The following is a 12,252-nucleotide window of genomic DNA, read 5'->3' on the forward strand; positions in this document are numbered from 1 at the left end:
GGGGGTTACCCTTAAATTGCTGATTTAACCCTGTCCCGGATTATCTCAGCAATTCGCGGATCTGCCCCTAGGGGCTCGGTGTAGACTATCTCACCGTCGAATTCAAATTCCTCATGCTCATGTTCATGGTGATGGTGATGTTCAGTGCCATTATCAAGACCCAGAATGTGTGGTATGTCGTGTTTGGTGTGGACTCCATGGGCCAGGAAGACCGGTGTAACAATAATCTTTTCAACGCCCATTGCTGCGAGTTCATTTATTGCCTCTGGTATTGATGGCCTGGATATGTTCATGAACCCCACTGCAACAGGATGGTCAACCTCCTTCCTGTAGATATCTGCTATGCCATTTATGACCTCCTCACCGTAGGGCAAGCGGCTTCCATGCCCCACAAGAAGAACACCTATCTTAGTTTTTTGGCCTGAATTTGAATCCATATGATATCACTCCATCTTCACCCTCTTCTCTCACCTTGCGGAATACCATTTCGACCTCGTCGCCTATCTCTATTGAATCAGGGTCGCAGTCAACAATCTGGCTTGTTATCTTAGCACCTTCCTCCAGTTCAACTATGGCCACCACGTAGGGAGCTATATCCTTGAACTCGTCGGTTGGGGTGTTTATCACGGAGTAACTGTGTATCTTTCCCCTCCCGCTGAACTTTAGGTCCTCAAGCTTACCTTTACGTCTGCATTCAGGGCATATTATTCTGCTTGGGAAGAAAACGTTCCCGCACTGGAGACATTTTGAACCTGTAAGATTGTAGCGCTGGGGTATATGGCGCCATGTCCTAACGGTTTCTGTCATGATGTGACCTCCATAAATGTAATCAGTTTTCATTATCTATCTTGATTCATTATAATTAAATCATATGGTCAGAGGATATTTAAATCCCTTGTGCTTCCAAGGGAGTAATAAAGATTCTTATTACCCCCTGAGTTGATCCATGGGATAACCTGGCCTTTTTTCTATTTCTAATGGTTTAGATCGCCATTGAAGCCCCAGAACGGTTAATATATCATTTCAGTAATATTTTTATGTTGGTAATACTTAATTTTAATCTGGTGATACGATGGATGATGGAGGCTATGTGATGGCAGGTTTCAGTCTTCTTCTCATGGTGCCGGCCATGATACTCGCCCTGATGATACTCAGCATCGATGATTCATCAGTGGAAAGAAGTGCTGATAGGTCCCTATCTGAGAGTATGACAGGGGCCCTGTGGGATATCAGGGACAGCATCCCGGTGATAACAAGGGAAGTACTAAATGGAACTGCACAGGAGGCCATAAACGGTACACTTCCTCCAGACCTGGATGCCAGGGCCCGTGTAAGAGCAGGGGTACAGGGGCGTATTGACAGGTTATGCGCTGTCCACAGAAACATGAATCTAAGCTGCAGGGTGAATTCAGTTGAGGGGGCAACCGACGACCCCTTCTGTATTGAGGTTAACTCCACTGTTGATATTAGGGCAGGAAAAATCCACCACACTGAGAACATTTCGGTAAGGGTACCTGTTGAGGATCTGCCTGATCCCCTGCCCTTCAGGGTTCTGGGAAGGTTGCAGCACAATGAAACGTCAATAGAGTATGGCAGGAGCCTCATGGACCACCTTTCTTCAGGGAACAGGGAAGCCTATGATGGGGCTTCCGGTCCTTTCCTGATAAGAAGGTGTCCCTATGAACCCTACACCATCCATGGATCCAGCGGAGTCCTCTACACCTGCCTCCTAAATGGATACTACCATGAGAGTCACGATGGGTCCTGCTACCTCTGTAGACTGGAGGGAAAAACCTCCTGTCCGCACCTGGGTCTTGAAACCTTCATAATACCCTCAGGAAATTTTGAGGAGGCCCCGGTATCTGTTGACCATGTTCTATTCACGACAGCGTACGCCGGGGAGCTCCACAACGTATCAGGATTCATCATATACCTTGACGGGGCCCACAGAAAAAAGTACGGTGTTATACAGTGATATTCTCAACAGATTTTCTGCTCTCCCTCATAATCGTGGCCATTATCGTGGGCATATCTGCAGAACTGATGGAAATACAGGAGACCCGAATGAATGAAAGATTCAGAGAAACATACACAAGGGCTAAAGGTGCCACAGCAACGGATGTTCTCATAAATACACCTGGAGATCCTGTTAACTGGGAAAAGCTTCCTGTAGGCACCTGCAGGTATCCTGGACTTGCCGTCCCATGAAAAAGAGGGGTCATATCCTATGAAAAAATCATGAAAATTCGCTCAAGACCAGAATTACTTGAAAGGGCATTCCCGGGCATTCATGTGAGAATTGTGCTGAGTCCCCTCAACGACAGAATAAGCCCCATAATCATTGGCGGTGAACTGAAGGGGAATGAAATACAGGTATTTAGAAAAACCGTCAACTGCAACTTCCTGTCTGATTATGTTATCAGGCGGGAGGAATGCCTGTGTCCCTCCGGTCATGGCGAAAACTGGACCTGCATGAATTTTCGCGTTAATGACTCACTGGATTACTACCTCATATCAGATGGCTGCAGCGGATCATTCATCCTTGACACGGACTGCAACAGAAGCCATGAAGAGATAAAAATCCGTTCAGGAAGTTTAAAACTGAATTTAACAGGGCAGGGCGTGGTATGGATCCATTTACATGGATGTGGAAGGGGGGTAATAATTGCCGGGCTTCCCCGCTCTGGAATGGATTGTCCGCTGAAACCTGATTACTTTGAGGTCCAGCCATGCTCCCTCCAGATCCTCATATCCCCCTACTGACCCAGAGCCCCCCACCAGCATTACATGGTTCTGAGGTCTTAATGATGATTCAGAGCCCTATAACTGCTATTATGGCTATTACAAGGCACGTGTTTGCCACCGGGTCGGTCATGCTGGTCGACAGTGGGATAACTATGTTGTCAGGGTCCAGTTCAAGTCTGTAGGATGCTGAGCTCAGATAAAAGCCCACCATAAGAAGGAATGGGGTCAGAAGGTACCCTGCAAGTGAACTTATAAGAACCATCCTCTCAAGTCCAAGGGACCCTATACCAAGGGAAACACTCACAACATGAGCCAGAAGCCCGATTGTTGGGTATATGATCAATGAAAGTACTGATATTATTCCAAAGTTTCTGAGGGCCTCTCCATGGGGTCTGAGGGTTGCAGGGACTATACCAGAGTGGAGCCCAGAGGAAAGCCTTGCTCCGAGTATGCTCACAAGGTCTCCACTTTCACCTGAAAACAGCGGTACCAGTGCAAGGATTGCAGGGTTGTCAAGTATAAACGATAGTTTGCTGTTTAGGACCATACCCGCAGTGGTTCCCAGGGCTGAGCAGAGGAGAAGTACGGGCACGCTCTGTCTTATGATCCTTCTAAGGTTATATCTGCCCTTAATTCCCATCGCAAGGCCCAGAACACCCATCAGAATAAACAGAAAAAAGAGCACCCATTCAAAAATGCCGTTCCTTACAGCCTCAAGGATGGCCAGTGCCGCGAATATTGATGGGAGCGTGAAAAGGTCGCCTGAAGCTGCTATGAGGGGTGTTGTGACGTTATCAGGGTCCCAGCCATTCTCATAGCTCTTGAGGGATATGAGGACGGTTGCCGGGAGAAGGACGGCACCTGATATTATTCCGCCGGCCACAGAGATAACAATGAAATCCATTATTCCCATGCTTCGAAATCCGAAGATATGGCAGAATATCCAGGCCATGAATCCAAGGAAAATTGACATAACCACGGTCAGTATTATGGTCGCCTCAATGTTCTCTGTAAGGACATCTGATTTTCGAAGTTCCGGTGAAAGGGTACCTATATGCAGACCTGAACCGAGGCGTGAACCCAGGGCCCCGAAGATATTACCCCTCATCCCTATGGCACCGGGTATCAGTACAAGTAGGCCTGGATATGACTCAAGGAGGGGAGACATCTTACCCAGAAATATACCTGCCACAAGGTCCCCCAGGGCACATATGAAGAGTGCGACGAAGCTTTCCCCTATAACCCTTTTAGAACCCCTGAAAAAGCTTCCAAAACTCTTGAATAGGTTAAAAGCCCTGACCCATCCCCTTGAGGCCGTTATGGATAAATTCACGGTAAATGTTAGCAGGGACTGTAGTATGAGCCGAGTCGTCCTCAGTAATCTTCCTGTTATCCTCATTGACCTCACCTGCTAACATTTACATCATCTCTGGGACTATTCTATGCTGCACCCTATATCCTCAAGGGTCATCTCACCCTTTGCAAGTGCAAATAAGAGTTCTGAACCTGCTTCGTTTCCCTTGGCGATAAGAGTATCGTTCTCTGCAAGTACCGTGTTTCTATCGGGTCCGTAAATCCAGGATTCTCCTCTTCTGATGGCTATGATCCTCATACCTGTTCTGGTTGCAAGTAAAAGGTCTCCCAGTGATTTCCCTGCCAGCTCTGATCCCTCATCAATTGTCACCCTGACTATTATCTCATCGGACTCCTCCATGACCATCTTGAAGACAGGGTGGGGTTTGATGCCCTTCAGCACCAGGTCAGCGATATCCTTGGCAGAGTTTGCTATGCTTTCAGCTGCCTCACCCACCTCTAGGAGGGCTGTCAGTTTTTCGGCGTCCTCAACAGATCTTGCAGCAAGAAGTGACTCCTTTTTTATCTCATAGTTAAGCCTGTTGACCTTGTTTTCAAGTTTTATGACTTCCTCTGCCGCGTCCCTGCTGTTAAACAGGAGGGCAGAGTATGCAAGATCCACCATCAACTCCGAGAGGTTCTTCATTTCGATGAGAATATCCTTAACACTTTTGGACAACTTTCATCCTCCTAGGCTGCTGAAATGATATTGGGTGATTTAAAATAAATATCTTGCTGCGGTGAAATCAGTTATTTACTGGAGTTTCCTCCTGAAGCCATGAGGCACTCCCTTCGAAGCTTGAGAAGTTCCTTCTTCCTCTCGGTTAAATCATCCGGTTCTGAAATCAGCCGCTTAAGACCCCTCCTGACGCACTCAACAGCCTCATCGGTGTGTATCCATCTGCAGTCCTGGCAGCTCCATACGCCCTTATCCCGTATCCAGTAGCCCCCTGTGGACCCTTCACCGCATGGATAGAATGGGCAGTAACAGAATGCGCAGTTCTGACCCTCAAAGTGGCAGGGGTAGAATTCACACTTCTCATCAGGGCCTGAATCTTTGCCGTAAGGATTCTCCTCATAGAACTTCCTTGCAAGTTCATGGAGTGGGGCCTCAACCGCGTATCCGCGGGGTGTGATCATGTATCCATCCCTTGTGTAGGTTGTAACGTTGCCGACTATGATGGTGGTGGACATGTCCACAAGGGATTCATTTAGGTCTCCAAGAGCCACAATACTCACCTGTGGACTTCCATTTTCGGTCCTCACCACACCCACGGGAGTTTCCGGTTCAAGTTCAGATCTTAGTATTTCAAGTGCCTCCCTGAAGGGTTTCTTCCTCCTCTTTCCCAGAGGGTTATAAAGGGCTATTACAAGTCCCGTCCCTGCAGCTGCCCTGATCTTTCTTCTTATCTCTGATAGGGGAGTGAGGATGTCGCTTAGACTTATAACCGCAAAGTCATGGAGAGGTGCCCCCAGGTGGGATGCTGCATAGTTGACCGCGGTCACGCCGGGTATAACCTCAAATTCAACCCCAGAATACTTATCAAATATCTGAAAGAATACATTGGCCATCCCATAGACACCCGGGTCTCCTGAACTAACCAGTGCGACGTTGAGACCTTCAAGGTGTTTCTCGATGGCCTTTTCCACTCTCTCAAGTTCAGACCCCATTCCGCTTTTTATTATCTCCTTGCCCTCCAGGAGGTCCTCTATCTGTTTTATGTACCTAACATATCCTATGACAACATCGGATTCTTCAAGAGCCCGGAGGGCCCTCACTGTTATATCATCCCTTGTGGGTCCAAGTCCTATTATCCTTATCATGAGAACACCTTCAGGTGAATCAGGAGCTTAGTGATGTGAAGCCACTGCAGCGGATTTCCATGTATGAATTTACCTCCCAATTGATGCTCAGTAAATCCTGGTTACTGAAATGATTCTAAGGGTCCTGACATCGACCCATACCCCTGATGACCTAGTTTCAGCCCTTGCAGCTGCAGTTACAGTGAACTGCTCGGTTGGCCTTATGACTATCTGACCGCTTCCTGTCTGGTTTTCACGGTACCCGGTCGCTGTTATGTTGATATTGATGTTCTCAAGTGATGTGTCCTCTGTTGTTGTCGCATTGAGGGAGCGGATGTTTATTCCATCAAGGCCAGTACGGGCTTTAAGGGCATCTGCAACATCTGCATTGTTTATTATCCGGATCTCCTCAGGCCCTCCAGTGATTGTGGAGGTTATATTCTTACCTGAATCCAGAAATGAAGATACGGTGTCTATCTGCATTTCAATAAGTTTTTCCACATCCGGTGGTTTTGACGTTACAAGTGTGTATGAACTTATGAGCCCGGCCTCAAAGAAGGCCAGGAATATTATGAGGAACAGGAATAATTTAATGATCCTTGGCAATGCATCACCTTTTTTCTGTGAATGGACCCAAAGGGTAAACTACTATTTCGATAAGAATATATGAACTCAATGAAATATTTAACCGTGAACCCATTTTAAAGATTTCTGAATTCCCCTAACCAGTTCATGCAGTATGATTGAAATGAATGAAATAATAGGAAAATTTGCAAGGGAAGGAATTTTAATAGAGGATAACGCATATTTCAGGCTGAAAGAAATGGATGATCCTGCAACAGCCTCCTCGGAGATTATAGTTAAGATAAAAAAGAATGGTGGGGGTAAATTCACTCTTCTGACCTCGGAGATGCTTGATGACCTCTTTGAGTTGACTGAGGAAATAGATAACCCCGCGGAAATAAAGGCGAGGGGTCCAATCAATGTTCCAAGGGAGAGGGAATTCGACTTCAGGGTCATCACAGATACCAGTAAGAGATCATACACCAGTGGGGAGATAGGTGACATGATCTCCTACTTCAACAGCAGATTCAGCTGCCTCAGGGATCTCCTCAAAAGACGCCCTGAACTTAAGAGCCATGTGCCCATTGCGGATCTTCGCGGCGGGGACGACGCTGTGAGCATCATAGGGATCATCAATGAGATACGAACCACCAAGAACAACCACAGAATGCTTGAACTGGAGGATGATACAGGGGAAATAACAGTGGTGGTTCACAATGAAAACCATAAACTGTTTGAAAAGTCCGAGAAGCTTGTTAGGGATGAGGTCATAGGTGTTCAGGGTGCGAAAAAGGGGAGGTTTGTGGTGGCCTCCGAGATCTTCCATCCTGGTGTACCACGAATACAGGAGAAGGAAATGGACTTTTCAGTTGCCTTCATATCTGATGTCCACATAGGAAGCCAGACCTTCCTTGAAGATGCATTCACCAAGTTCGTTAAATGGATAAACGGGGACTTTGGGACGGAGGACCAGATGAATATCGCGGCTGACATTAAGTACTTGGTGGTTGCAGGTGACATCGTTGATGGTATCGGGATATACCCTGGACAGGAAAAGGAACTCATCATAAGGGATATCAATGAGCAGTATGAGGAGGCTGCAAGGCTTTTTGGAGAGATAAGGGATGACATAAAGATTGTGATGATCCCTGGAAACCACGATGCATCGAGGATCGCTGAGCCCCAGCCCGCAATACCCGAGGAATATGCGAAGCCGCTTTACAGCCTAAAAAATGTTGAATTTTTGAGTAACCCGTCCATGGTGAGTCTTGACGGTATAAAAACCCTCATATATCATGGCAGAAGTTTTGACGATATGGCCATGAGCGTGAACGGGCTTTCCCATGAAAGGTCCGATCTCATAATGGAGGAACTCCTTGAGAAGAGACACCTTGCACCTATATACGGTGAAAGGACCCCCCTTGCATCTGAAATAGAGGACCACCTTGTGATTGATGATGTCCCCCATATCCTTCATACGGGACATGTCCATATAAACGCATACAAAAAATACAAGGGTATTCACCTTATAAATTCAGGTACATTCCAGTCGCAGACGGAGTTTCAGAAGATATACAACATTGTCCCAACATGTGGCCAGGTCCCGGTGCTCAACAGAGGGGTAATGAAGCTTCTGGAGTTCAATTAGTCCAGGCAGGTGATTACTTGAATCCATTGAGGGATGTTGTTGATGTTTCGGTCCACCTCTACAGGAGGGGTCTTGTATCTGGCATTGGAGGAAACGTGAGTGCAAGGGTGGATGATAGGGTTTTCATAACACCCACAATGGTCCCCCTTGACCAGGTGACACTTAAGAATGTTGCAATGGTTGACCTTGAAGGGAATATCCTCAGGGGCGGAAGACCATCCTCGGAACTGGAACTCCATCTTGAGGTCTACAGGAGGAGGCCTGATGTCAATGGTGTGGTGCACACCCACTCACCATATGCCAGGGCATTTTTAGTTGCCGGGATTGAGATTGAGAAAATGGAGGGCTTCAGGGGACTCGGACAGGGAAATCTTCCTGTAGTATCATATTATCCCCCTGGAAGCAGGGACCTTGCATCAGCCTGTGCAGAGACGATGGTGAATGAAAATGCGGCTGTCCTTGAAAACCACGGTGTGGTATGTGCAGGTGAAACTGTTAAGGAAGCCCTCCTGCTTGCAGAGTTCATTGAGGAGCTGGCAAAAACCCGGTTCATTGCTGAGGTCCTGAAATTCATGAAATAGTTAAATTAATTGTTTAAATAGTTATGGAAGAGATTTATTCCCTAGGAACCGTTTAAACCAGACAAAATAGGATATAAAAAACAGAGATTTATTCCCTTATGGATTCAAGTTCACTGAGTATTTCCCATACCAGTGTCCTTGCATGTATCGGGATGTTGGGGTCGTTGCTTATCTCATCCAGAATTGATATGACCGTGCTCGCCCTCACTGTGCTGTCCTCATCAGGGTTGTTGAGGATCTCCTTTGATTCCTCGGCAGCCCTTCTGATGTTCCTTGGGACACTATTATCTTCCATAATATGCTTTAAAATTTCAGAAACGCGATCAAATGTTTCGTTACTCATGTTGGGTCCTCCCTGCTGAATTCCTGAAGAATGCAGAATAATGTTTATATTCAATTTGGTTTATATCATTTGGGTTAAAAAGTTTTTGGTGTCCCTGAAACCGCCACTGCAACCGCAACTCCTGATGACGTTGTTTTTCTTATAACAAGTCTTGATCCGGTTCCTGCACTTTTAAGAGCCGCGGCTTCGCATACACTTCCAACACCAAATTTTTCGTTGACAAAATCTGAAAATGAGTGTGTATCCTGTGCTTTGAGCTCCTGCAGAGGTATGATTTCCAGGGGGACCCCCAGATCCTCTGCTGCATCAATTATTCCCCTTTCATTTTTCTTCATGTAACCTGTTGCCAGTGCATCGATCCTCTCGGGGGGTAGCTTCAAGAGTCCAAGTGCTTCCACAATTGCACCGGTTACCCGGCTGGACTCAACTCCCCTCCTTGTCCCTATACCCACTGAAACCTTGAGGGGAGCCAGTCTCATGACCTCAGAGTTACACTGGGCCCTTACAATCTCATCTCCATCCATCATGTACCTGTAGGTTCTGGACAGTTCACCATCAATGAGGGGCCCCAGGTTCCTTGATGAGTGCAGTTCCACAGTGTGCCCCTCCACAATTGAGGAATTGAAGTGCTTCACGAGGTGCCTGTCAAGTATCACGTAGAAGTATCTTGCTGCAAAGCTGTCAATTCCCACAAGACCATTAACATCAGTTGCTGTTGTTATAACGGGGTTTGCGTTGAGTATGTCTGCAATTTTGACTGCAAAATCGTTTGCACCTCCTGCATGTCCCGAAAGGAGACTTATGACATTCCTTCCCATTTCGTCGATGACAATAACTCCTGGATCAGAGAATTTGTTTTCAAGAAGCGGGGCGATCTTTCTCACCATTATACCTGCTGCCATTATACCAATTATCATGTCGCTTCTGGAAAACACCTCCCTGAAATCTATATCCCTGTGCAGGGTTTCAACTGAGAGAATGGTGGGATCGTCCTTAAGACCTGTCTTCAGGCTCTCACCAAGTTTCCTGCCATTTTCTGTGAGTGTCAGTATACTCACTCTCATGGTATCACCAGCATTATTCCTGTTGCAGACACGATGAACAGGACAAGAGATATTGAACTCAGTTTCAGTGCATCTTTAAGCTTTTCAGTTGAAAGGAACTCTCTGGGATCCCCAAGAACATATACTCCTGGTTTTTCCAGCTGAACGGATAGTGCTCCAGCCGCTGCAGCCATTGTGAATCCTGAGTTTGGACTGGGGGTGCGTCTGGCGTCCCTGAGGAGTACTCTCAGCGAATTTTTCCAGTTCATGGACAGGAAAAACGCTGCAAGAACAATCATAAAACCTGTCACTCTGGATGGTATGTAGTTCAGTATGTCATCAAGTCTGGCAGGGAACCATCCCAGATCCCTGTTTTCGTCATCAAGGTATCCCACCATTGCATCAAGTGTATTAACGACCCTGTAAAGGAATGCTCCAGGAAGTCCAAGTAGGATGAAGTAAAAAAGAGGCGCTGTAACAGAGTCTGTAAGGTTTTCTGTGAGTGTTTCAATGGTTGCTGAGAGTATCTGCTCATCTGTGAGTGTGGTGGTATCTCTGCTTACAAGATAGGAAAGTTTCTCCCTTGCCTCATCAATGCTGTCATCCAGTGATCTTCCAACATCCAGGGCAGATGTAAAGAGCATCCTTATGGATATTACCGTTGACAGGAGCACTGCAGCTATCAGAGTGTATAGGGGTTCATTCAAGTACCCTATGAGTAGGGTTGGTGCTGTGAATACCGAGACAACCACTAGAGTCATTATTATTCCTGATAGACGCGTTTTACTGAGTATTCCTTTCATCCATGCAACGATTGACCCCATGTGTACAACAGGGTGAAGTATGGTTGGGGGTTCTCCGATTATAATATCAATTGAAACTGCAAGTAACAGGACAGGGATTTCATTCATGTTTTCCCTTTTTGTTGCGATTCATTATATACCAGTGACATGTAATAATTTCACCATGTTATATATTCATGGATGGATATAATTAGTTGTGTGATACCATGCCAGAGAAGAAGATAAAAAAATGGCTTGAGGAGGAGGGTTTTCTGAGGATGGAGGTCCCTGACGAAAACGCCTTGTTCCATTATGTGATAAACTATCCAGAGGATCATGTCATTGATATCATTCAGCCCGCTGGAAAGAACGACATGATTCTTATAGCCTGTGCAACCAGTGTTAGTCCCGAGCACCAGTCAGGGATACGTGCGCTCAGCATGGAGAAAAGGACTGAATTCATATGGAAGGTTCGTTTTACCCTGAACAGTTTTGGAGTTGATTTCCAGCTCGATCATCCAGAGAACGTTCTGAACAGTTATCTTGTAACCTCTGAAATATTTTCCGATGGCCTCTCAAAGGACAGATTGATTTCAAGTATAAAAAATGTTTTCAGGGCTAAACTTCATGTCATGTGGATGATACAGGAACGTTTCGGCGATGATAAACCTGAACACGACAGCATGTATGTGTGAGGTTCATTTCCAGTGAAAACATCTATGAAGTGCTTCTGAGCATCTGGGAGAGATGGATTTCAACTGTAAATTGTTTTTTGTGTCATGAATCTGGTTTGAGGGACGTCTATTTCAAGTGTAAATCTGTTCCAGTACATTATGGGGCATGGGTGAGAGGTGCATTTCAACTGTAATTTGTGTACAATACTGAGGGAGAGGTGAGGGAGAGGTATATTTCAAGTGAAATCTTTATTACAATATTAAACTTTGAAATTAAAATGCGACATTGATTTCAACTGTAAATGTATTAGATGTTTCCTGGTCAGATTCGCTTGGGAGATCCTATCTTCACATTTAATTACATTCGAAATGCATGTCCCCAACATAACAGCAGCCAAATCCTGGATTTACACTTGAAATGCATGTCTCCCTTACAATATCCAACATTTCAGGAATCATTACACTTGAAATGCATGTCTCCCATTCACGACTGAGTGGACAAATAAGTGTTACACTTGAAACGCATGTCCCTCCTTCACATCCAGCAGACTGCCGGGGAAAATTTACACTTGAAATGCATGTCTCACTGTCATTATTATGAAACGGATTGATATTAATAAAAACTTTTATCTAAGAGTTAGAATAAGAAAATTTACACTTGAAACTTATCACCCTGTTTATAGGGTGATCTAAAGGGGCACTGCCAGTATTAAAAG

The 12,252-nt window shown here is 45.7% G+C and carries 15 protein-coding genes; 6 read left to right on the forward strand and 9 right to left on the reverse strand.

What is annotated here, in order from left to right; translation table 11 throughout:
* Positions 1–11 precede the first annotated feature (11 nt).
* Both cfbA and MTBMA_RS08715 read right to left on the reverse strand, forming a co-directional pair.
* Positions 12–437: a sirohydrochlorin nickelochelatase gene (gene cfbA, locus MTBMA_RS08710; protein ID WP_013296561.1), complete on the reverse strand. Its 426-nt coding sequence runs from the start codon at positions 435–437 to the stop codon at positions 12–14.
* A complete protein-coding gene (locus MTBMA_RS08715) occupies positions 409–807 on the reverse strand; it encodes a Zn-ribbon domain-containing OB-fold protein (protein ID WP_013296562.1) in 399 nt (132 codons plus the stop codon). Before MTBMA_RS08715 ends, cfbA begins: the two co-directional genes overlap by 29 nt.
* 265 nt (positions 808–1,072) lie before the next feature.
* Here MTBMA_RS08715 and MTBMA_RS08720 point away from each other — a divergent pair, with 265 nt between their 5' ends.
* The 3 genes from MTBMA_RS08720 to MTBMA_RS08730 are packed head-to-tail and all read left to right on the forward strand — an operon-like array spanning position 1,073 to position 2,763.
* Entirely contained in the window at positions 1,073–1,975 is a 903-nt protein-coding gene (locus tag MTBMA_RS08720) for a hypothetical protein (protein ID WP_013296563.1), read from the forward strand.
* Positions 1,972–2,208, forward strand: a complete 237-nt coding sequence (locus MTBMA_RS08725; RefSeq protein WP_013296564.1) for a hypothetical protein — start codon at positions 1,972–1,974, stop codon at positions 2,206–2,208. The genes MTBMA_RS08720 and MTBMA_RS08725 overlap by 4 nt, the downstream gene beginning before the upstream one ends.
* A 30-nt stretch (positions 2,209–2,238) precedes the next feature.
* Positions 2,239–2,763 carry a hypothetical protein gene (locus MTBMA_RS08730; protein ID WP_013296565.1) on the forward strand — a complete coding sequence of 175 codons (525 nt, stop codon included), beginning with the start codon at positions 2,239–2,241 and terminating at the stop codon, positions 2,761–2,763.
* 49 nt (positions 2,764–2,812) lie between these two features.
* Here the strand turns inward: MTBMA_RS08730 and MTBMA_RS08735 are convergent, their stop codons facing one another.
* The 4 genes from MTBMA_RS08735 to MTBMA_RS08750 form a co-directional block, all read right to left on the reverse strand.
* The gene (locus MTBMA_RS08735) at positions 2,813–4,144 is read right to left on the reverse strand and encodes a magnesium transporter (protein ID WP_013296566.1); all 1,332 of its coding nucleotides are present in this window, start codon (positions 4,142–4,144) and stop codon (positions 2,813–2,815) included.
* Between the two features lie 36 nt (positions 4,145–4,180).
* Complete coding sequence (locus tag MTBMA_RS08740) at positions 4,181–4,744, reverse strand: potassium channel family protein (protein ID WP_171770417.1); 564 nt, start codon at positions 4,742–4,744, stop codon at positions 4,181–4,183.
* A gap of 104 nt (positions 4,745–4,848) precedes the next feature.
* Positions 4,849–5,922, reverse strand: coding sequence for a precorrin-3B C(17)-methyltransferase (gene cobJ / locus MTBMA_RS08745; RefSeq protein ID WP_013296568.1), 1,074 nt, complete (start codon positions 5,920–5,922; stop codon positions 4,849–4,851).
* An 87-nt stretch (positions 5,923–6,009) separates the two neighbouring features.
* The gene (locus MTBMA_RS08750; RefSeq protein WP_013296569.1) at positions 6,010–6,507 is read right to left on the reverse strand and encodes a hypothetical protein; all 498 of its coding nucleotides are present in this window, start codon (positions 6,505–6,507) and stop codon (positions 6,010–6,012) included.
* Between the two features lie 142 nt (positions 6,508–6,649).
* On the opposite strand from MTBMA_RS08750, the gene MTBMA_RS08755 reads away from it, so the two are divergent.
* Both MTBMA_RS08755 and MTBMA_RS08760 read left to right on the forward strand, forming a co-directional pair.
* Positions 6,650–8,113 carry a DNA-directed DNA polymerase II small subunit gene (locus MTBMA_RS08755; protein ID WP_013296570.1) on the forward strand — a complete coding sequence of 488 codons (1,464 nt, stop codon included), beginning with the start codon at positions 6,650–6,652 and terminating at the stop codon, positions 8,111–8,113.
* 17 nt (positions 8,114–8,130) lie between these two features.
* A complete protein-coding gene (locus tag MTBMA_RS08760; protein ID WP_013296571.1) occupies positions 8,131–8,694 on the forward strand; it encodes a class II aldolase/adducin family protein in 564 nt (187 codons plus the stop codon).
* Positions 8,695–8,782: 88 nt separating this feature from the next.
* Here MTBMA_RS08760 and MTBMA_RS08765 read toward each other — a convergent pair whose 3' ends face one another.
* The 3 genes from MTBMA_RS08765 to MTBMA_RS08775 form a co-directional block, all read right to left on the reverse strand.
* Entirely contained in the window at positions 8,783–9,037 is a 255-nt protein-coding gene (locus tag MTBMA_RS08765) for a UPF0147 family protein (RefSeq protein ID WP_013296572.1), read from the reverse strand.
* A gap of 74 nt (positions 9,038–9,111) precedes the next feature.
* Positions 9,112–10,101: a cobalt-precorrin 5A hydrolase gene (locus MTBMA_RS08770; protein ID WP_013296573.1), complete on the reverse strand. Its 990-nt coding sequence runs from the start codon at positions 10,099–10,101 to the stop codon at positions 9,112–9,114.
* Positions 10,098–10,991: a cobalamin biosynthesis protein gene (locus MTBMA_RS08775; protein WP_013296574.1), complete on the reverse strand. Its 894-nt coding sequence runs from the start codon at positions 10,989–10,991 to the stop codon at positions 10,098–10,100. The genes MTBMA_RS08770 and MTBMA_RS08775 overlap by 4 nt, the downstream gene beginning before the upstream one ends.
* Positions 10,992–11,089: 98 nt before the next feature.
* On the opposite strand from MTBMA_RS08775, the gene MTBMA_RS08780 reads away from it, so the two are divergent.
* Positions 11,090–11,557, forward strand: a complete 468-nt coding sequence (locus MTBMA_RS08780) for a DUF2299 domain-containing protein (protein ID WP_013296575.1) — start codon at positions 11,090–11,092, stop codon at positions 11,555–11,557.
* Positions 11,558–12,252 lie beyond the last annotated feature (695 nt).

Origin of the sequence: Methanothermobacter marburgensis str. Marburg (assembly GCF_000145295.1) — an archaeon.
GTDB classification, from domain to species: Archaea; Methanobacteriota; Methanobacteria; order Methanobacteriales; family Methanothermobacteraceae; genus Methanothermobacter; species Methanothermobacter marburgensis.